General features: G+C 52.4%; 25 protein-coding genes. 23 read left to right on the forward strand and 2 right to left on the reverse strand.

The window, feature by feature from the left end; all coding sequences use genetic code 11:
- The first annotated feature begins 132 nt into the window (after positions 1-132).
- The 5 genes from LGM20_RS03305 (at position 133) to LGM20_RS03325 (ending at position 4,622) form a co-directional block, all read left to right on the forward strand.
- Positions 133-2,205 carry a replication endonuclease gene (locus LGM20_RS03305; RefSeq protein WP_165818802.1) on the forward strand — a complete coding sequence of 691 codons (2,073 nt, stop codon included), beginning with the start codon at positions 133-135 and terminating at the stop codon, positions 2,203-2,205.
- A gap of 114 nt (positions 2,206-2,319) precedes the next feature.
- The gene (locus LGM20_RS03310) at positions 2,320-2,760 is read left to right on the forward strand and encodes a DinI-like family protein (RefSeq protein ID WP_052542046.1); all 441 of its coding nucleotides are present in this window, start codon (positions 2,320-2,322) and stop codon (positions 2,758-2,760) included.
- 82 nt (positions 2,761-2,842) lie between these two features.
- Positions 2,843-3,574 carry a hypothetical protein gene (locus tag LGM20_RS03315; RefSeq protein WP_044524783.1) on the forward strand — a complete coding sequence of 244 codons (732 nt, stop codon included), beginning with the start codon at positions 2,843-2,845 and terminating at the stop codon, positions 3,572-3,574.
- 170 nt (positions 3,575-3,744) lie between these two features.
- The gene (locus tag LGM20_RS03320; protein WP_044524781.1) at positions 3,745-4,272 is read left to right on the forward strand and encodes a hypothetical protein; all 528 of its coding nucleotides are present in this window, start codon (positions 3,745-3,747) and stop codon (positions 4,270-4,272) included.
- A complete protein-coding gene (locus tag LGM20_RS03325) occupies positions 4,269-4,622 on the forward strand; it encodes a hypothetical protein (protein ID WP_044524779.1) in 354 nt (117 codons plus the stop codon). Before LGM20_RS03320 ends, LGM20_RS03325 begins: the two co-directional genes overlap by 4 nt.
- Positions 4,623-4,993: 371 nt before the next feature.
- Here the strand turns inward: LGM20_RS03325 and LGM20_RS03330 are convergent, their stop codons facing one another.
- Both LGM20_RS03330 and LGM20_RS03335 read right to left on the reverse strand, forming a co-directional pair.
- A complete protein-coding gene (locus LGM20_RS03330) occupies positions 4,994-6,037 on the reverse strand; it encodes a phage portal protein (protein WP_044524778.1) in 1,044 nt (347 codons plus the stop codon).
- Positions 6,037-7,806 carry a terminase ATPase subunit family protein gene (locus LGM20_RS03335; RefSeq protein ID WP_015959022.1) on the reverse strand — a complete coding sequence of 590 codons (1,770 nt, stop codon included), beginning with the start codon at positions 7,804-7,806 and terminating at the stop codon, positions 6,037-6,039. Before LGM20_RS03335 ends, LGM20_RS03330 begins: the two co-directional genes overlap by 1 nt.
- 165 nt (positions 7,807-7,971) lie before the next feature.
- On the opposite strand from LGM20_RS03335, the gene LGM20_RS03340 reads away from it, so the two are divergent.
- The 18 genes from LGM20_RS03340 to LGM20_RS03425 all read left to right on the forward strand — a co-directional run bounded on the left by LGM20_RS03340 (position 7,972) and on the right by LGM20_RS03425 (position 20,211).
- Entirely contained in the window at positions 7,972-8,826 is an 855-nt protein-coding gene (locus tag LGM20_RS03340) for a GPO family capsid scaffolding protein (protein WP_032440341.1), read from the forward strand.
- Positions 8,827-8,899: 73 nt separating this feature from the next.
- On the forward strand, positions 8,900-9,958 hold the full coding sequence (locus LGM20_RS03345; RefSeq protein ID WP_044524775.1) for a phage major capsid protein, P2 family: 1,059 nt from the start codon (positions 8,900-8,902) through the stop codon (positions 9,956-9,958).
- Between the two features lie 3 nt (positions 9,959-9,961).
- The gene (locus LGM20_RS03350) at positions 9,962-10,705 is read left to right on the forward strand and encodes a phage terminase small subunit (RefSeq protein WP_044524773.1); all 744 of its coding nucleotides are present in this window, start codon (positions 9,962-9,964) and stop codon (positions 10,703-10,705) included.
- Between the two features lie 96 nt (positions 10,706-10,801).
- Positions 10,802-11,308 carry a head completion/stabilization protein gene (locus tag LGM20_RS03355; protein ID WP_044524772.1) on the forward strand — a complete coding sequence of 169 codons (507 nt, stop codon included), beginning with the start codon at positions 10,802-10,804 and terminating at the stop codon, positions 11,306-11,308.
- Positions 11,308-11,511: a tail protein X gene (locus LGM20_RS03360; protein ID WP_019725382.1), complete on the forward strand. Its 204-nt coding sequence runs from the start codon at positions 11,308-11,310 to the stop codon at positions 11,509-11,511. The genes LGM20_RS03355 and LGM20_RS03360 overlap by 1 nt, the downstream gene beginning before the upstream one ends.
- 4 nt (positions 11,512-11,515) lie before the next feature.
- Complete coding sequence (locus tag LGM20_RS03365; RefSeq protein WP_019725381.1) at positions 11,516-11,806, forward strand: phage holin family protein; 291 nt, start codon at positions 11,516-11,518, stop codon at positions 11,804-11,806.
- Positions 11,793-12,290 carry a glycoside hydrolase family 24 protein gene (locus LGM20_RS03370; RefSeq protein WP_004195882.1) on the forward strand — a complete coding sequence of 166 codons (498 nt, stop codon included), beginning with the start codon at positions 11,793-11,795 and terminating at the stop codon, positions 12,288-12,290. The genes LGM20_RS03365 and LGM20_RS03370 overlap by 14 nt, the downstream gene beginning before the upstream one ends.
- Positions 12,287-12,718: an Rz-like lysis system protein LysB gene (lysB, locus tag LGM20_RS03375; protein ID WP_032435914.1), complete on the forward strand. Its 432-nt coding sequence runs from the start codon at positions 12,287-12,289 to the stop codon at positions 12,716-12,718. The genes LGM20_RS03370 and lysB overlap by 4 nt, the downstream gene beginning before the upstream one ends.
- Positions 12,600-12,851 carry an Rz1-like lysis system protein LysC gene (gene lysC / locus LGM20_RS03380; RefSeq protein WP_224222702.1) on the forward strand — a complete coding sequence of 84 codons (252 nt, stop codon included), beginning with the start codon at positions 12,600-12,602 and terminating at the stop codon, positions 12,849-12,851. The genes lysB and lysC overlap by 119 nt, the downstream gene beginning before the upstream one ends.
- Positions 12,814-13,281, forward strand: coding sequence for a phage tail protein (locus tag LGM20_RS03385; protein ID WP_023323002.1), 468 nt, complete (start codon positions 12,814-12,816; stop codon positions 13,279-13,281). The genes lysC and LGM20_RS03385 overlap by 38 nt, the downstream gene beginning before the upstream one ends.
- Positions 13,274-13,729, forward strand: a complete 456-nt coding sequence (locus LGM20_RS03390; RefSeq protein ID WP_044524766.1) for a phage virion morphogenesis protein — start codon at positions 13,274-13,276, stop codon at positions 13,727-13,729. Before LGM20_RS03385 ends, LGM20_RS03390 begins: the two co-directional genes overlap by 8 nt.
- 15 nt (positions 13,730-13,744) lie before the next feature.
- Positions 13,745-14,488 carry a hypothetical protein gene (locus LGM20_RS03395; protein ID WP_044524765.1) on the forward strand — a complete coding sequence of 248 codons (744 nt, stop codon included), beginning with the start codon at positions 13,745-13,747 and terminating at the stop codon, positions 14,486-14,488.
- A 123-nt stretch (positions 14,489-14,611) separates the two neighbouring features.
- Positions 14,612-15,205, forward strand: coding sequence for a phage baseplate assembly protein V (locus LGM20_RS03400; RefSeq protein ID WP_243414574.1), 594 nt, complete (start codon positions 14,612-14,614; stop codon positions 15,203-15,205).
- The gene (locus LGM20_RS03405; protein ID WP_044524762.1) at positions 15,202-15,549 is read left to right on the forward strand and encodes a GPW/gp25 family protein; all 348 of its coding nucleotides are present in this window, start codon (positions 15,202-15,204) and stop codon (positions 15,547-15,549) included. The genes LGM20_RS03400 and LGM20_RS03405 overlap by 4 nt, the downstream gene beginning before the upstream one ends.
- Positions 15,550-15,553: 4 nt before the next feature.
- Entirely contained in the window at positions 15,554-16,462 is a 909-nt protein-coding gene (locus tag LGM20_RS03410) for a baseplate assembly protein (protein ID WP_044524761.1), read from the forward strand.
- A 7-nt stretch (positions 16,463-16,469) separates the two neighbouring features.
- Complete coding sequence (locus LGM20_RS03415) at positions 16,470-17,057, forward strand: phage tail protein I (protein WP_165818801.1); 588 nt, start codon at positions 16,470-16,472, stop codon at positions 17,055-17,057.
- Between the two features lie 2 nt (positions 17,058-17,059).
- Positions 17,060-19,396, forward strand: coding sequence for a TolB-like translocation protein (locus tag LGM20_RS03420; protein WP_044524758.1), 2,337 nt, complete (start codon positions 17,060-17,062; stop codon positions 19,394-19,396).
- Entirely contained in the window at positions 19,396-20,211 is an 816-nt protein-coding gene (locus LGM20_RS03425) for a hypothetical protein (RefSeq protein ID WP_044524756.1), read from the forward strand. The genes LGM20_RS03420 and LGM20_RS03425 overlap by 1 nt, the downstream gene beginning before the upstream one ends.
- The last annotated feature ends 52 nt before the right edge of the window (positions 20,212-20,263 follow it).

Genomic DNA, 20,263 nt, shown 5'->3' on the forward strand with positions numbered 1-20,263 from the left:
GCTTACCCGTGGAATGCTCCACGGTCGGCAATAGCCAGCCCATATCTTACCTATGACCAACAGCATCGCCGCGACCGTATGTTCGCGGCTTTGCTGCATGCGAGAAAAGTGCTTTCTCTCCAGCCTGAGTGTGTGCGTTTTGATGTTTATCGAACCGCTACGGTGCTGGAGCAAAATCAGGGCAGTCAACGAGCCAATGCCTTTTTAATCAGCTTCTGCAAAAAGGCATTGCCGCGTCTTGAACTGGTCGCAAAAAAATATGAGTGTGTAGGTATCAACAGCAACGTATCAGCCGCTGTTTTTGGCGGTCTTTTTGATACCCAGCTTATGCAATATCTTGCGTCACGCATGGTTAATATGGTTGCCAGATATAACCGCCTCCCGGATATGTCGCGCGCCGATATTGACCTGCTGGCCTCTGATATCGCTAATTTCATTCGCGCTGAACTGGCTGACATTGATGACACCGGATTTAGCGAGCTTAAAACGCTGTACACCTGGTACATGCGAGCCGGTTTCATTTCCCTGCAATTCAACGTTACCCCGCCGCATTGGGAGAGGGTGACAAAGAAATATGTTGGTGAGGATGAAATAGCCCCTGCTATCACTCGCATGTTTAATGAGGTTTGGTGGCGTGGCCGATTACGACGCATTGCGGCTGCATGGCGCGAACACCTGCACATTGCCGTTGGCAACGTCAGCAAGAAAAAGCATGCTTACGCGAGTAAAAACTGCGTGACCGACTGGCGCGAGCAGAAGCGCCGCACGCGTGAATTTCTCAAGGGGCTGGATCTCGAAGACGAAGACGGCAACCGCATCAGCCTGATTGAAAAATACGATGGATCGGTCGCTAACCCTGCGATACGTCGCTGCGAGCTGATGACCCGCATCCGTGGGTTTGAAAATATCTGCAATGAGCTCGGTTATGTCGGTGAGTTTTATACCCTGACCGCGCCGTCAAAATATCACGCCACAACTAAGGCGGGTTACCGTAACACCAAATGGAAAGGAGCCAGCCCGTCGGACACGCAAAGTTATCTCACCGGCCTTTGGGCGCGTATTCGTGCCAAACTACATCGGGAAGAAATCCGCATTTTCGGCATCCGTGTTGCCGAACCTCATCACGACGGAACGCCACACTGGCACATGCTTATGTTCATGTTGCCGGAAGACGTCGAGCGCGTGCGCCTCATCATCCGTGATTATGTGTGGGAGGAAGACCGCCACGAACTGAGAAGCGATAAAGCCAAAAAAGCGCGCTTTCATGCCGAGGCCATTGACCCGGAAAAAGGCAGCGCTACCGGCTATGTTGCTAAATACATTTCGAAAAATATCGACGGCTATGCTCTTGATGGTGAAACCGATGGCGAAAGCGGTGAGCTGCTGAAAGAGACAGCCCCCGCTGTATCAGCATGGGCGGCGCGCTGGCACATCCGTCAATTCCAGTTTATCGGCGGTGCGCCGGTGACGGTCTACCGTGAATTGCGTCGTCTCGCCGATACCGAGACCGCGCACGCTCTGAGCGTTGAATTTGCCGCCGTCCATGATGCCGCTGACGCCGGTGACTGGGCTGGTTACGTTAATGCGCAGGGTGGCCCGTTTGTCCGTCGCGATGATTTGCAGGTGCGCACGCTTTATGAACCGCGCGCCGAGTTTAACCAGTATGGTGAGGAAACCGTCTGCATCCGTGGCGTGTACGATTCTGCTGTCGGTGCTGGTACCCCGATTTTAACCCGGCTAACGCAGTGGAAAATTGTACCGAAGCGTGCCGTTGATTTGGCCGTTGACGTTAAGGGCGCTCCTGCGCCCTCTCGGAGTTCTGTCAATAACTGTACGGGAAGCGAAAGCGATCTGCCGGAGCTGGATTTATCCAAACCGTTGAGTCGAAGTGAAAGGCGGAAGCTAACAACCAGACTCAGGGACAAAAAACGGGTCACCAGGCGTGATTTTATCCACGGAACGGATAAACAAAGTGCAGCCATTGACAGAACAATAGACGAGATTCAGCTCACGACCGGCGAAACTATCAGCCGGGGTGAGGCTCTGCACCTGATGGCTGGTGGCAAAAGTTGCATAAACGGCAAATGGTGCCGTGGTTCATCAACCGGTGAGATTTTCCCGGCAGCACCGTCACACCGGGCGCAGGCCAGACAAATCCTAAATCGAGTCGCGGGGTTAGCGTCAGTTACTAAGTTGAGGCTGTGACTAATTCATAGCCATATCATGCACATACGTCCTTTTGTAGCGTAACTTTTTCTTTCATCTTTTTATCGATACGTGATACTGTGTATTTATACAGTATCCCGTATTGGAGGTTGTGTGGATAGAGAGTTAAACGAGCAAGTCATGATTGAACGGGTCGAAATGATTGCGCGTCTGACGACAGAGGGTGTTTGTCAGGAAAGAGATCGTGAAATTGCTTTGAATTTAATTGCGGAAATTGCGAGAGGGAACTTGATGAAAAATAACTCTTTTTCAGTTGTTTTCGCTCCCGCTCCTGTTGAACAAAGATTAAAAAAAGGGGGCGAAGTGAGGGTTAACATCACGTTGGATAAAGACCAAAAAATCGGGCAGCAAGTTGTCGATGCTTTTCAGTGCGAGTTGACCCGACGCGTACAATCAATTTTCCCATCAACGAGAGTAACGGTAAAAAAAGGGTCAATGACAGGAGTCGAACTGGTTGGGTTCGACCAGGCGTCAGACCGAGAAGCGTTGGACGGTATTCTTCAGGAAGTATGGGAAGATGAGAGCTGGCGTTAGTTCCTGAAAAATGTATAACCATCGACCCCGTGTTTGATAGCATGGGGTTGTTTTGTATGGGGATTACACATAAAGGAAAATCATGGATACCGTAATAGCATTTTTATCTTTGGCACTCTTTATTGCTTTTATCGTGGGTTTACTCAAGCCGTCTCTGGTTCGGATGCCGAACCGTAAGCGCTCCAGTGCGGTTTACCTTGGTGGCTGTCTCGCGTTGGGCGTTATTGGCTCAATTTTATGGCCGCCTGAAAAGAGTCAGCCTGTTGCAAAAACTGATGCACTGGAGGTTAAAGCGGAACCGGCTACGCCAACGTTTGAGTATGCAGATAAAACCCTCAAAGAATATCGCAATGAGCCAAAAGAAACCCGACACGATATCGTTAAAAACTATGTTGATTTCAAAAGTGTACCGGCCAGCTCTACTGATGTTTTTTATGCTTGTATGAGTGAGTACACTTTTACTAAAGATGATGTATTAAAGCTTGGTGATGTGTTGGGGTGGTGTTTCAATGACTTTGAGAAAGAGCCGCAATCTCTGAATAATAAAATCAACCTTGACGCATTTCAAAGTAATTTCAGCGGTTGGGATGGCTCTTATCGCCCGTTAGAAAAACTAATAAAATCGAACATGAATAATGATTCATCTTATAAACATGTTTCAACGGTCTATCATTTGATTTTAAATAAAGACCCGCATGCAGTTGTAAAAACGACGTTTCGTGGTACAAACTCATACGGTGCAATTGTAAAAGAGACTATCGCCGCTCGTGTAGATGTCAGAACAGGTGAAATTGAATCAGTAATCGATAATTAATCATAACGCCGCCAGCCCTGAAAGTGCCTTTCTGGTCTGGCGGCGTTGAACAACGAGCTAAGCGAGGCGTTAGAATTTTCTCTAATGAAGAGTGTTATGATAACCGCAAACTTGCTAAGCTCATCCTATGGTACGCATGTGAGTTTATATCAAGATTTGGAGAGGATTAGATGAAGGTTTCAAAAGAGCAGTTCTTATCAGTTATGTCATCAGTTGAGGATTTTGAAATCATCAAAAGCAAAAGTAAAAAAAATGATGATGATGGACTCACTATGGTTAAGTGGAAAGGACAAGTGTTATTTGTTTTATTCAATGATGGAAAATTGCCGTCTGAAATAAAAGATGATGATGATGTTAATTCAACGGTGTCTTATGATTATGCGATTTCATTGTTGGTTATGGCTAAGAAAATCCTTATTGATGTTGAGCCTTTGGTGAAGTACAAGATAGCAAACTATGTAAATATGAAATCTGATTTTAGTTCCATTGTAATTTATCGAGAAGACTTGGATTTATTTACAATCGATGTTAGACATAACGCATTCATGTCATCTAATAGTTCGCATGATATTAAGCTATCATTCATTTCAATGGTTTTAACCGGGGCTGTCACCTCACGAGAGTTACACAATCAGATTGAGGCCTATAAAAATTCGCCTGAAAAATTTTTAGAAGAATGCATAGGGTTACACGAATGAAAAATGCGACGCTGACAGTTTTTTTGCTTACACTGCTTGTGAATATGGTGATTTCTTTTTTTATTGGCTATAAGTACAAAGATTTTCTTAGTAGTTTTCTATCGCCGGCGATCTATTATCAAGCCGTTGTTTTCATTTCACTTACTGTTCCTCTGGTAATCTCATTCCTATACGGTGTTGTTTGTCGTAAAATTGTTATGTGGAGGCTTGATAAGTTTAAGAAAAAACAGATAGATGTATCCAGACTCGATAGTGTCACTAAGGAAATGTATCAAGAGATAGTGGAGCAGGATTTACCAACTAAAGCACAAATAAAAGAAATGCATGAAGCATTGAAGAAACAATTTTAGAGGGGTAAATAAGTTTTTCAATCAAGTTGCTAAACGTCGTACTTCATTTACATTGTTGGCGCATGCAGTTGTTGCATTTTTTTGCATGCGCCGTAATACACACAATCATCTGTCCTAATACAGAACTGGCGCGGATCCGATGACCTGTTGCATCTGCATTAATTCCGACCCACGAAGCGGGCAGGCGAGGCGGGGAAAGCACTGCGCGCCAGCGTACTTTTGCGCATTTATTTTCGCAACCTGAGCGCGTCGCTGCGCCGCGCGGATTCGCGAGGGTGTCGGTGGGCGATGCGGAGGCGTTTGAGGGCGTGGCGGGCTTTTGAGGCGGTCAGGCGTGGGGGTAAGAAAAAGCCGCCCGGAGGCGGCGGAAATCAGTCACTTTCGGTGTCGAGGGTGTAACTTTTGAACCGGATCACCTCCTGACCGACCCACTCGTTGACCTCTCGCATTCTGTCCTGTAACGGGATGAGCTCGTTACGAACAAACACTTTTGCCACCTTTTCGATGTCACCGAGCGAGCCGACGTTTTCCGGCTTGCCGCCCATCAGCTGGAACGGGATGCGGTGAGCGTCGAGCAGGTCAGCGGCGCTGACTTTTTTGATATTGAAGAAATCGTCTTTCGTTGCCACCTCACTGAGCGGCACAATTTTAATGCCGTCTGGTTTTCCGTGCGGTGCGTAGAAAAACAGATTTTTGAAGTTGCCGAGCCCCTTCGAACTGCGCATCGCATCGCGCAACGCCTCAACATCGGTACCGCTTTGCGCGGCGTCCGTCACATACATGATGTAACCCGCATGCGCTCCGTTCTGGTAATACTTGCGACGGAACAGCGTCGCCGCTTCATTCAGCCAGGCGGAGTTTAGCGCGCTGAGATATTCCGGCATGCCGTACAACTCCTGGTTGATGTCTGGCTCCAGCAGGTGGAATACGGATCCCGGCGCGAACGGGTGCGGCTGGTCAAATGACGGCACCCACCAGTAGACATCATCTTCAATACCACGCCGCGTGTATTTAGCCGGTGACGCTTCCAGCTTCAGCGGGCGACCGGTGACACTCTTTCGGAGCTCTAAAAACGCGTTGCCAAACACCAGAAAATCAAGCGCGAAGCGGCTGAAGTCCTGTTGTGACAGTAGCGGGTGCGGAATAAACGTTGAGGCCAGAATGTTGCGCTTAACGTAAATCGGCGAGCTGTGATGAACGGCGGCGCGCAGGCTTTTCGCCAGCCCGTTAAAGCTGACCGGCGGTTCGAACCAGCGGCCATTATTGACGCATTCCACGTAATCCAGAATATCGCGGCGGTCGAGCACGGCGCTCGGTTCACCAAAGGTAAACGCCTCCATTTTTTGGGGCGCGCTGTCTTTCATGTTGCGCGGGCGCTTTTGTGGCTGTGGCTTGCGGCCTTTGTATTTACTCATCAGTTGAACTCCAGAATGGATGATGTTACCTGGCCGCTGCCAGCGGTAAGCGGTTCGTTTAACAGCGCGTGCATGGTCGCCCAGGCGACGTCCGCGTGACTGGCTTCCTCGGTGCGGCTGGCCTCATAGGTGGCGCTGCGCCCGCTGCTGGTCATGGTCTTACGGATTGCCATAAACGAGGTGGTGATGTCGGTGGCGCTGACGTCATATTCGAGACAGCCACGGCGGATAACGTCTTTTGCTTTCAGCACCATTGCGGTTTTCATTTCCGGCGTGTAGCGGATATCGCGGGCGGCGGGATAAAACGAGCGAACCAGCTGGAAGACGCCAATACCGAGGCCGGTCGCATCGATACCGATGTACTCGACGTTGTATTTTTCGGTGAGCTGGCGGATGGATTCGGCCTGAGTCGCGAAGTCCATGCCTTTCCACTGATGGCGCTCCAGGATGCGAAACTTGCCCCCGGCGACAACCGGCGGTGCGAGCACCACACACCCGGCGCTGTCGCCGCTGTGCGACGGGTCGTATCCCACCCAGACCGGGCGGGAGCCGAACGGGTTGTCGGCGAACGGGGCAAAGTCTTCCCACTCTTCCAGACTGTCGACCATGCAGCGCTGCAAATCCTCGAACGGGAACACCGACGCCTTGTCGTCAACGAACTCGCACATAAACAGATTGCGGAAGTCGTCGACGCTGTTTTCGCGCTTGAGTTGCTCCAGATTGAACAGCGTACAGCCCCCGGCGAGCGCATCCTCAATGGTGACAATCTGCCGCCACTGACCGTCAGGACACGCCACGCCAGCGGCGAGCGCGTCATGACTGATATCGATGTCAACCCGCTCGCTGGCGCTGGCGCGGCCCCGGTTGAATAATTCCCCCGACCAGAACGGGTAAGCGCCGTGTGCCAGGGTGGAAGGTGTCGAAAAGTAGGTGCTGCGCAGGTGGCTTTGTGAGGCCATGCCCGACGACACTTTACGCAGTTTCTGGAAGTTGGGGATCCAGAAAATTTCGTCGACATAAAGGTCGCCGTTGTGGCTCTGCGCGGTGTTTGAGTTGGTGCCGAGAAAAATCAGCTTTGCGCCGTTATTGCCGATGACAATCGGGTCGCCGGTCAGGTCGACATCGACCCGGCGGGCAAACTGAATGATGTACTCGCGGAATACATACGCCTGCGTCTTACTCGCTGACAGGAAAATCTGGTTATGGCCGGTTTTCAGCGCATGCAGCAGCGCCTCGCGGGAAAAGTAGAACGTCGCCCCAATCTGGCGCGATTTCAGAATGTCGCGAATACGGTGCTCAAGCCCGGCGCGGTGCCAGCGGAGCTGATACTCGAAAGACTCCGCGAAAAAAATCTCCTCCAGTTTCTCGATAGCCTCGTCGCTGAAAAAGTTCTTTGTCGGCTTTTTGCGGTCGCCTTTGTTGCGGTTGGCCACATTGGGATTAAGGTCAACCTCATTTCCGGTCTGGCCATAGCGATTAATGCGCGCAAAGCGCTCCATCTGTCGGGCCAGAAAATCAGCCACCTTGAAATCGTGGGGCGTCAGGTTGGGCTTTGCGTAGAGCTGAATCAGCCGGGCCTCTAAGGTGCTTTCGACCCGGTTCAGCGGTGCGGTTTCCTCCCACTGGTCGCGCTGTTTCCAGCTCTGCACCGTCGGGCGTTTGGTCTGCAACATTTCGGCAATCTGCGGCACGGAAAACCCCTGCCAGTACAGTAAAGCCGCCTGGCGTCGCGGGTCGTTTAATAAAGTGGTGTCGGTGGTGATGGTCATGGATGCCTCGCCGTGATTGATACAGGGCAAGGCTAAAGAAACGGGTGATGCGAATCGCTAAGGTGCTGTTGTGTGAGGGATAAGCCATCCGGGACAGATGGCGGGTGGGCGGCGACGTCGGGAAACTAACTCCGACCCGTTAACCCGATATCAGGACTCCTGACAATGGCAAAAAAAGTTTCAAAATGGTTTCGCATCGGCGTCGAAGGCGATACCTGTGACGGCCGCGTTATCAGCGCGACGGATATTCAGGAAATGGCAGAGACCTTTGACCCCCGCGTCTATGGTTGCCGCATTAACCTCGAACACCTGAAAGGCATCCTGCCGGATGGCCCGTTCAGTCGTTACGGCGATGTGGTTGAGCTGAAGTCTGAAAAGATTGACGATGATTCGGTACTGAAAGGCAAGCTGGCGCTGTTCGCCAAAATCACCCCGACCGATGACCTGATCGCAATGAATAAAAAATTGCAGAAGGTCTACACCTCAATGGAAATTCAGCCGAATTTCGCCAATAGCGGTAAATGCTACCTGGTCGGCCTCGCCGTGACCGATGACCCGGCCAGCCTAGGCACCGAATACCTCGAATTTTGCCGGGGTGCCAAATTTAACCCCCTCAACCGCTTCAAAGCCGAGCCGGGCAACCTGATTTCCGTCGCCACTCTCGCCGAGCTGGAGTTTGAAGACCAGGCGGAAAATGTCTTTACAGCCCTGAGCGACAAAGTGAAAGCGATCTTCAGCCGCAAACAGGCCAGCGATGACGCCCGTTTTCAGGATGTGCATGAAGCCGTGACGACCGTCAGTGAACATGTGCAGGAAAACCTCACTGCCACTGAACAGCGTCTTGCCACGCTGGAAAATGCCTTTGCGACCCTGAAAAAGGACGTCACCACGAAGGCTGACCAGACCAGCCAGGCATTCAGCCAGTTAAAAACGTCGCTGGATAACACCGAAAGCACCACGCAGCCACGCCGCAAGCTCTCCACCGGTGGCGGTGGCGATGAGCTGCTGACCGACTGCTAAACGGTCGTGATTTTATCGCCGGGCGACAGGCTTGCCCGGTCAGACAACCCGATTTAACCCAACAGGAAAGACTATGCGTCAGGAAACCCGTTTTAAATTTAATGCCTACCTGTCCCGCGTTGCCGAGCTGAACGGCATCGACCCGGACGACGTGAGTAAAAAATTCTCCGTCGAGCCGTCCGTCACGCAAACCATGATGAACACCGTGCAGATGTCCTCGGCCTTTTTGCAGAAAATTAATATCGTGCCGGTGGATGAGCTGAAGGGTGAAAAAATTGGCGTCGGCGTCAATGGCACCATCGCCAGCACCACGGACACCAACAGCGGCAAGGAGCGTAAAACCGCCGACTTTACCGCGCTGGAGTCCAAAAAATACGAGTGCGATCAGGTCAACTTTGACTTCCACTTCAAATATAAAAAGCTGGATTTGTGGGCGCGCTTCCAGGACTTCCAGCGCCGTATTCGCGATGCCATCATCCAGCGGCAGGCGCTCGATTTCATCATGGCCGGGTTCAACGGCGTTGAGCGCGCCGAAACCTCTGACCGTGCCACTCATCCGATGTTGCAGGATGTCGCCGTCGGCTGGCCGCAGAAATACCGCAATGAAGCGCCGACCCGCGTGATGAGCAAAATCGTCGACGAGGAAGGAAACGTCGTTTCCGCTGTTATCCGCGTGGGTAAAAACGGCGATTACGTTAACCTCGATGCGCTGGTCATGGATGCCACCGACAACCTGATTGACGAGATTTATCAGGAAGATTCGGAGCTCGTCGCAATTGTGGGCCGTAAGCTGCTGGCCGACAAATATTTCCCGATCGTTAACAAAGACCAGCCCAACAGCGAAGCGCTCGCGGCTGACATCATTATCAGCCAGAAACGCATCGGCAACCTGCCCGCCGTCCGTGTGCCGTACTTCCCGGCGAACGCGATTATGGTGACGCGTCTCGATAACCTGTCCATCTATTTCATGGATGAAAGTCATCGCCGCTCCATTATCGAAAACCCGAAACTCGACCAGGTGGAAAACTACGAATCGATGAACATCGATTACGTGGTCGAAACCTACGCCGCCGGGTGCTTCATTGAAAATATCAAGCTGGGCGATTTCTCTGCCGCACAACCGGAGGGCTAACCGATGACGAGCCCCGCACGGCGTCACATGATGCGGGTCTCGGCCATTGAAACCGCGCAGCGGGAAAACAACCCGCTGCGGCATGCCACTGCCTACGAGCAGATGCTGGTTAAGCTGGCCGCAGACCAACGCACGTTAAAAGCCATCTTTGGTAAAGAGCTGAAAGCCACGAAAAAGCGCGAGCTGCTGCCGTTCTATCTGCCGTGGGTCAGTGGCGTGCTGGAACAGGGCAAAGGCGCACAGGATGACATCGTGATGACCGTCATGCTGTGGCGTCTCGATGTCGGCGATATCGGCGGCGCGATGGATATTGCCCGCTACGCGTTTAAGTACGGTCTGACCATGCCAGGCAAACATCGCCGCCCGCCGCAATACATGTTTACCGAAGAGGTGGCGCTCGCCGCCATGCGCGCCCATGCCGCCGGTGAACCGGTCGTCGTCAGCCAACTGCTCGACACGCTGGCGCTGACCGCCGCCGCCGATATGCCTGATGAAGTGCGCGCAAAGCTGCACAAAATCACCGGTCAGGTGTTACGGGATAACAAACAGCCCGCCGACGCGCTGGCCCACCTCAAGCGAGCGATGCAGCTCGATTGTCAGGCAGGCGTAAAAAAAGACATTGAACGGCTTGAGCGTGAGCTGAAGCCCAAACCGGCAACAGTCGTTAAAGCCCCGGTAAGAGCGCCGCGCGCCGTGAAAACCACGGCACCGGCTAAACGTGGCCGACCGAAAAAGACCGCCGGTTAACAGAATGCGCCCCGCGCCAGGGCGGCACGCCGGTCGATGAGGGTGTTTTACCTGACCTGAGACCGGCGTCCACCGCCCACCTATTCAGAGGTAGTCATGACGACGCTGATTATTAAAAAGAACGATGAGCCGCAGCCGGGTGGCGTGGTGGTCATCCCGCCACCTGCCAGCGATGAGCCGGTGATAAAAAATACGTTTTTCTTTCCTGACATCGACCCGAAACGCGTGCGTGAAGGGATGCGACTTGAGCAGACCGTCGCCCCGGCCCGGCTTCGTGAGGCCATCAAAACCGGCATCGCCGAAACCAATGCCGAGCTGTTTTTGTGGCGGGAGCAGCAGATTGCCGGGGGTTTTAGCAAGCTTGCCGACGTGCCGGCTGACGATCTCGACGGAGAGAGTGTGCGCGTTTTCTATTACCTGCGCGCCGTCACCTCAATGGCGACCGCCACGCTCTATGAGCGTTATCGCGGTGTGGATGCCAGCGCCAGAGGTGACAAGAAAGCTGACAGCATCGATACCACTGTCGACGAGCTGTGGCGGGACATGCGCTGGGCCGTATCACGCGTCCAGGACAAACCCCGCTGCATCGTGAGCCAAATCTGATGCAGGCCATCGCGCAACAGGGCGACACGCTCGACATGATTTGCGCCCGGTATTACGGGCGCACTGAGGGGGTCTTCGAGTCGGTGCTCGCCGCAAATCCGGGGTTAGCCGAGCTCGGCGCAGTATTGCCGCATGGCACTGTGATCGAGCTGCCTGATGTGAAGTCATCCCCCGTAACAGAAACCATAAACCTCTGGGAGTAACCACATGACGGAAGGGGAAAAAAGCGTCATTTCGCTTTTTATCATCGGCGCGCTGATTGTCGTCGGTAAAGTGCTGGCCGGTGGTGAACCGATCACCGCACGTCTTTTTATTGGTCGCACGTTGCTGGGTGGCTTTGTTTCGATGGTGGCCGGTGTTGCCCTGGTACAGTTTCCAGACCTGCCAACCGCGGCCGTGTGCGGATTTGGCTCCATGCTGGGTATCGCCGGTTATCAGGCGGTAGAGCTTGCTATCCAGCGCAAGATTAAAAAAGGGGAAAACGATGGCAGTCATTAAGACACATCCCAACGTTGCGGCATTCCTCGACACGCTGGCGTTTTCGGAAGGGACAGCAACGCATCCGCTGACCCGAAACAACGGTTACGACGTTATCGTCACGGGTATCGATGGCAAGCCGGAGATTTTTACCGATTATCGCGATCACCCGTTCGCGGGTGGACGCCCGGCGAAGGTCTTCAATCGTCGCGGGGAAAAATCCACGGCATCCGGGCGTTACCAGCAGCTTTATCTGTTCTGGCCGCATTATCAGAAACAGCTCGCTTTGCCAGATTTCAGCCCGGTATCACAGGACAGGCTCGCCATTCAGCTTATCCGCGAGCGTGGTGCGCTGGAAGATTTGCAGCAGGGGCGCATTGAGCGCGCGATTTCCCGCTGTCGCAATATCTGGGCTTCATTGCCGGGTGCCGGATACGGTCAGCGTGAGCATAGCCTCGACAAGCTGGTCGCAGTGTGGCGCAAGGCCGGAGGGGGAACTGCATGAAGATAGTGATTCTCCTGCTGGCGCTGGCCTGTGCGGGTCTGCTGTGGATGAGACACGATAACAGCAATTTGCGCGCCTCATTTGAACGTGCGAACCGGGTCGCCGGTACGCAGAAAACCACGATCACCATGCTGAAAAATCAGCTCAACGTTGCCGCAGAGCAGTCGCAGCGCAAAGAGCTGGCACAGGTTGCCATGAGGGATAAGCTCACGGCGGCTAACCTGCTGGCCTTTCGGCGTGAACAAACTATCACGAGGTTACTCAATGAAAATGACGCGTTTCGCCGCTGGTATCGCGCTGATTTACCTGATGCTGTGCGCCGGTTGCACCAGCGCGCCGCCTGTACCAACGCCGCCGCCGGTGATTGTTTACAACGCCTGCCCGAAGGTCAGTCCCTGCCCGATGCCGGGCAGCGACCCGCTGACTAATGGCGACCTGAGTGCGGATATACGCCAGCTCGAAAACGCCCTGAAAAGCTGCGCAATCCAGGTCGATACGGTTAAACAATGCCAGGATGAAATCGATGTTAAAGCCCAACAGTCTGCGAAAAGCCTTAACTGATGCGGTGCCGGTACTGCGTACCAACCCCGATATGCTTCACCTTCGCCTGGACGATGGCAACAATACGGCGACGCTGGCGCGCTCCCTGTCGTTTGAAAAGCGGTACACGCTTAACATCGTGGTCACGGATTTTACCGACGATATTGACCTGCTGTTTGTGCCGATTATGGCCTGGTTGCGCGTCAATCAGCCGGACATCATGACAACCGACGAGGGGCGAAAAAAAGGATTTGCCTGGTTCGCTGACATTAATAACGACAGCAGCCTCGATGTCAGCATCAGCCTGTTGCTGACCGAGCGCACGCTGGTCAATGAGGTCGACGGCGCAATGTACGTTGAGAACATCCCGGAGCCGCCACCGCCGGAGCCGGTGACGAGCCCTGTCGAAATGTGGAGTAATGGCGAACTGGTGAGTAAATGGGATGAATGACTTCAAACCCTTTGAGGACAAGCTCGCCGGATTGATAGCGGCCCTTTCCCCCGCCGGGCGCCGTCGGATGACAGCCGATATTGCGAAGAAACTGCGCCAGCGGCAACAACAGCGCATTAAATCGCAAAAAGCGCCGGACGGTTCGCCATTTGCCCCGCGTAAGCGCCCGCCTGTCAGGGCAAAGCAAGGCCGGATTAAGCGCGAGATGTTTGCGAAGCTGCGCACCAATCGCTATATGAAAGCGAGCGGTAACGACAGCGCGGCGGTGGTGGAATTTACCGGGAAAGTGCAGCGCATCGCCCGCGTGCATCAACTCGGGCTTAAAGATAAACCATCCCCCAAAAGCGCCACCGTAGAGTACCCGCAGCGCCAGCTACTGGGTTTTGATGATGACTCTATACAATTGATTGAAAAGGAGTTATTAATATTTTTGTCTAAAAACAAATAATGTGGTGAGTTCGCAATGGATAAGAAATTTAGTTTGCTGAGGCATAAAATAAAAGAATCACAAAGTGCGGTAATGAATAAGGTTATTAGCAACCATAAAACTGAAATATGTATTCTTTGTGGTAGCGATAATGAAATTACAAAGGAACACGTGTTGCCTCAATGGTCATTTGAGGGAAGGCCAGAGAAATTCCTGATAAATACTAAAAACAATCAGTCGTCTAATTACATAAAGATGACTGTTCCGGCATGCAAGACATGCAACTCTGATTTGCTTGGTGCTTTTGAAGATTATCTTAAGCGATTTTTATTGGAAAAGGACGGTTCGGAATTAAATAATTATGAAGTGGATTGTATAATATGGTGGTTGCAATATATTGCGTTTAAATTACAGATAATGGATTTGCGTTCTCAATTCTTGCGATACAAAGGAGGTGAGTATATCCCTTTTTTATCTAATATCCCTGTGGCAATGTTCTGGGGAGAGATTGATACGACCCCAAATGATGTGTTCAATACCATAAGAAGAAGTCGCAGGGTGCTAACTAAGAAAAGAAAGGCAAATAAGTACAATTCATTATTGGTTTTTAACACCACAAATAAAAGCTTTCACTTTTTTCACAAGGTAGATGATTTTATTTTTATTGAAATGCCTCAAGTGGGGAAAGCATTCTTTTTATTTTTGAATAAAGAATTTGCTGAACATAAAGATGCACATGCAGAATGCATGGAGATAATAAAAAAGGTATATAACGACTGATAATGTCTGTTGTGCTGTAGCTAGACAAACTGCCTTACATTGCCGTCGGAACACCCAGACGGCATCCTTTCCCCTATGAATACTCTCGCATCTATCCAGGAACTCGCCCGCGCGATACGCAACATGATACGCACCGGCGTCGTTGTCGAAACTGACCTCGATGCCGGGCGCTGTCGTGTGCAGACGGGGGGAATATTTACCGACTGGCTTCAGTGGCTGACGCACCGGGCCGGGCGCTCGCGCACCTGGTGGGCTCCCTCCGTTGGTGAGCAGGTGATGATTCTGGCCGTGGGCGGTGAGCTCGATACCGCTTTTGTGCTGCCGGGTATTTATTCCGACGACAACCCCGCGCCGTCGGCCTCGGCGGACGCCTGGCTCGTTGAGTTTCCCGACGGTGCCGTTATGAGTTATGAGCCGGAAACCGGCGCGCTGACCGTCTCCGGCATTAAAACTGCCGATGTGACCGCATCCGATACGATTGCCGTCAGCGTGCCGGTGGTGCTGGTAAAAGCCTCGACCCGCGTCACCCTCGATACGCCGGAGGTGGTCTGTACCAACAAGCTCACGACCGGCACGCTGGAGGTGAAAAAAGGCGGGAAGATGTCCGGCAACATCGATCACAGCGGCGGCGCTTTCACATCCAACGGTGTCCAGGTGGATAAACACGGGCACGGTGGCATCAAACGCGGCGATGAATGGACGGAGGGCACCCAATGACAGCCCGTTATCTCGGCATGAACCGCACGACCGGTGGAAGCATTTCAGACGTTGACCATATCAGCCAGAGCATTGGGGATATTCTGCGCACGCCCGCCGGCTCCCGCGTCATGCGTCGTGAATACGGCTCGCTGTTGTCGCAGATGATTGACCAGCCTCAGACCCCGGCGCTTGAGCTGCAAATTATGGCCGCGTGCTACATGGCGATCCTGAAGTGGGAGCCGCGCGTCAGACTGACCAGCATCACCACAGCGCGGCAGTTTAACGGGCAGATGGTCGTCGACGTGACCGGCCAAATCACCGACACCGGCGAGAGCCTTTCCTTAACCATCCCTGTGAGTTGAACCTATGGCAGTTATCGACCTGAGCCAGCTCCCCGCGCCTGATGTGGTGGAAACGCTGGATTTTGAAACCATCCTCGCCGAGCGCAAAGCGACGCTGATTTCACTGTACCCGGAAGATGAGCAGGAAGCGATCGCAAGGACATTGACGCTGGAGTCAGAGCCACTGGTGAAATATCTCGAAGAGAATGCCTATCGCGAGGTGATTTTACGCCAGCGCATTAACGAGGCGGCGAAAGCCGGGATGGTGGCCTATGCCATCAAAAACGACCTCGACCAGCTCGCGGCAAATAATAACGTTGAACGCCTGGTCATCACCCCCGGAGACGAGACCCAAATCCCGCCGGTGGCGGCGGTCATGGAATCTGACAGCGATTTACGTCAGCGCGTACCTGCTGCTTTTGAGGGGATGAGTGTTGCCGGGCCAACCGGTGCCTATGAATTTCACGCCCTGAGTGCCGACGGACGTGTCGCGGATGCTTCGGCGAACAGCCCGGCTCCAGCAGAGGTCACTATCGCGGTACTGTCGCGGGAAGGTGACGGCACGGCGTCGGACGATTTATTGCTGGCCGTCAGTACCGCGCTGAATGATGAGAGTGTACGACCGGTCGCTGACCGCCTGACAGTCGTCTCGGCTGAAATCGTCAATTATGCGATCGACGCGGTGCTGTATGTGTACCCCGGCCCGGCGACCGAGCCGATTCTTGCTGCCGCAAAAGCGCAGTTAACTGCCTATATCACGGAGCAGCGCCGCCTTGGTCGTGACATCCGAATGTCGGCGATTTACGCCGCGCTGCATGTGCAGGGGGTCCAGCGCGTCGAACTTCGCGAACCGCTGGCCGATGTGGTGCTGGATAAAACCCAGGCCGCTTATTGCACCGATGCCCGCGTCATTATCGGGGGATCGGATGAATAATTCGCTGATGGCGAACGGGTCATCTCTGCTGGAACAGCGAGCCGCAGCAGCATGCGCCTCTATCAGCGATTTATCTGTGCCGCTGCGAGATTTGTGGAATCCGTGGAAATGTCCGGTGAAATTCCTGCCCTATCTGGCGTGGGCGTTTTCTGTCGACCGCTGGGAGGAAACCTGGTCAGAAACGGAAAAGCGCCAGGCTGTCAGTGATGCGTTTTGGATCCACCAACGCAAGGGAACCGTCGCCGCCGTTCGTCGGGTGATTGAAACGCTGGGCTACAGCATGACGCTCCAGGAGTGGTGGAAGGTTGCCGACCCTGCCGGGACTTTCCGCCTTGAGATTGACCTCAATGATATCGGCATCACTGAGCCAATGATCAAAGAACTGGAGCGGATTATCGGGGATGCAAAGCCGGTCAGTCGCCACATATCACAGCTGACGTTATCAACCCGCGTAAATGGTATCGCGTTTATTGGTGCAGCAATAACGGATGGAGAGGTTATTACTGTATATCCACAAGGTTATCAGCCTGATGACAGTATTTTTTACGATGAATTCGCGAATTATGACGGCAATTATCACTATTCCGGGAATTAACTATGCCAACGATTAATGAAACTTCACTATGGGAAACTGACATTCCTTTAATTGCCCGGCTGGATAAGGTTGAAGGGGGAAAAGCGGGGCTGGTTAATATCCAGACCAGTAAACTGGCGAACCGGACAGCGTACCTGAAGGGGGAGCTGGAGGCTTACAACGCCCTGATTAAATCAGGCGAACTCCCCTTTACTTCTGAGGCAGAAGCGCAGGCCGCGATTGTCCAGGGGCGCATCCCTGAGGGGGCGCTTTTTTCCGTCAGGTCGGAAGATGCCCGGGTGTGGGCGGAGGAGTTCACAAATGCAGGCGGTCAGGCCGTCGCAACGGGTAAAAAAATACTCGACGGTCAGTCTTTTACGGTGACGATTTTTCCGACGGAAAACGACCCTGACGGAACGGTAACAGGCATTAGCGCGACCTTTACCGGTCAGACTTTCCGCGTGGTATTTCATGATGACGGCGGGCGCGAGGTGCTTTATCGAAATGATAACGGTACACCTACCCCTTTATCCGAGACAGTAGGCAAAGCGGCCGTGGATGCCGTTGCACAGTCAGTTAAAAATATCACCCCGCTGAATAATACTTCACGTTTCTATGAAACCGGGGTTGAAGGGACCGAATATGAAAGGGTCAAAGATGAAGATATTAAAGTAGACAAGGAGAAAAACATGACCGAGTGCCTGCGGGAAGGTGTGAGGATGTTTTTTGTCCCGGTCTGGTCAGAAAAGTTAACCGGCGAAGAGCTGGAAATCAGCGGCGTGAAGATAGATCCGAATGGTATTCCTCCTGCCATCCTCGCCGAAAACTTAACCGGTCTGGCAAAGGCGAGTCGGTTTTTAGACCCTGATGTTTTCCGGGAAGGTGGTGAATTTGCATCAGTCAAAGATGAAGATATTAAATTAGATAAAGATAATAATATCCTTGAGTGCATTCGTGATGGTCGTCGGGTTTTCTTTATCCCGGTTGCAGCTGACGATATGGTCACAAAAACATTTACTCTTGACGGAGCCAGCCGGTTAATCAACCCTGATCTTTTCAGTCCCGGCGGAGAAATGGAAGCGTGGGCCGCTTACGATGATATCAGATATGATAAAGACGGAAATATTCTCTCTTATATTCTGGCCGGGAAGCAGCATCATCTTATTCCACATCATTTTGATGAAATTAACGCTGATGCCATCACTGTGGACGGCGTAAACCTGAATCTGCTGCTGGCAAACAAGGGAGATTCACGTATCCCTTACGCTCAGGTAAAAGACGGGAAAAGCCAGATTTTTATACTGGATACGGTCTCCGGTGAACAGGTGCAGGTTACGGACGGGACAGCCAGCGAATACGCGCCGGTGGTGGATGGAAGCGGACTGATAAGCTGGCAGTCTGACCGTGATATGACTGTGCCGGGAGGCCGTTTTTTTCTGGATGAAAATGACACTATCCGGCCGCTTATCTCCCGTGATGTTCTGTGCGGGTGGGGTGATTCGTTCATGGAAAATCCGGTCTTCATGAGCACGATTCATCAACTAACGGGATTAACGGCGTACAATTTCGGGAAGTCAGGTATCCGCAGTACCGCTGTCTCTGCGCGACAAGGCGGATCGCCATTTTTATGTGCCCCGGTAAACGGCATTATTCCGTCAGGCGGTTCAGTAAATCTGATCCCCAATTTACCCGGTCCGGCGGCATCAGCATCAAACGGTACCATGTCAGGGATAAAATGCCGTCTGGCTGGGGTAGACGGGGTTTTTAACTGGACAGGAACGCAGGCTATTTTTGTTCGTGATGGCGAGGGTGCACCCGTTGAAGTCAGTGATCTGTCACCACTTTATGTTTATCCCGTGACGACATCCACTGTCAAAAACTCTGTTGCGGCGGGAACGTTATACGAACAGCATAATGAGGCTATCCAGATATTAACATTTGGCAGGAATAACACGGCGTCATGGCAGGAAGTATTACGGGATGCACAAAAAATAGTAGCCAGCCTGAAACCAAAGGGAAAACGCTTTGTTATTTGCCCACAGTTTACGCGTGGGGATGAAATTAAAGGAACAGAGGGCTGGCAGCGTATTCATGCCATTAATGCCGCTTTCAAAAACTACTGGCCGGGTAACTATTGTGAAATTGACGGAGTGGATTTACTCCAGAACTTTAAAAATCATTTCAACCCGGAAAATGAAACGGATGTAAAAAATATCGCCGATGACACCACGCCGTCATCACTGAAATATGACACATTGCACCCGTCACAGGTGTTAATGAATGGCGCACTCTATATCGGGGCAGAAGTGAATGCCCGGTTTGTATATCAGTTTATGAAAATGAAAGGATGGGTGAAATAATGGCCGGTAAAGCTGAACAGTTTATGGGACTCTCCATTAAGACCCGGGCAAAGATGTACCGTGATCCCGCCATTAACGCCGGGACTCTGGGGCTGGTTGATGTTAAGCATGGATGGGCGGGCGGTGGGAAAAACCTTGCGTCAGGGGAAGAATTACAGAACCTGTGCTGGGTTGAAGACCCCGCGACTGTGGGATCGGTATCCCTGAATTATGATGCCGCGCACGGCGGTGTGATTTTTACCAGGGCCTCGCGTCAGTATTTCAGGATGCCAGCGGCATTTATCCCGACGGCCGCTATGCGGGATTACATGCATACGTTCTGGCTGAAAATTGATCCTGCCAATGCCGGTAATGAAGGGTTTGGCAACGCGATAATTGGCATCGCGGCAACCAGTTATGCCACGACGGTAAACAGGCTCCTACAGGTCTACCCGACCATTACCGAGGGAGTGGTAAAAGCACTGACAGTGAGTGTGCGTGGCATCAATTACAGCGTTATTGATCGCCTGGGGGCATTGACTGACGGTTCTCTGCATTGCCTGAGCGTACGTTATGTGGAGTCCGGGGACGGCACACAGCAAAAGGGGATGATATATCTCGATGGAGAACTGGTTTATGAGGGGGTCTTTGTAGCGAAGGTGCCTTACCCGTCATCCGCGATTACCTACAACGGTGTGGGATCTGATCGGGCGGATACCGGCGCTTTTGCCGGTCTGTTTTACCGGGCGCGAATGGATGACCTGACGATTTCCGGGAAAACTGTACAGGAAGTTATCGCTGACGAAATGGCCGCTGTGAATGGTCTGTTCAGCTGATATAAAAAGCAGCATCGCCGGGCTGATCCGGCGTGCAGCATCGAAACAGAAT

It is taken from the genome of Klebsiella quasipneumoniae subsp. quasipneumoniae, assembly GCF_020525925.1.
In the GTDB taxonomy this organism is placed as follows: Bacteria; Pseudomonadota; Gammaproteobacteria; order Enterobacterales; family Enterobacteriaceae; genus Klebsiella; species Klebsiella quasipneumoniae.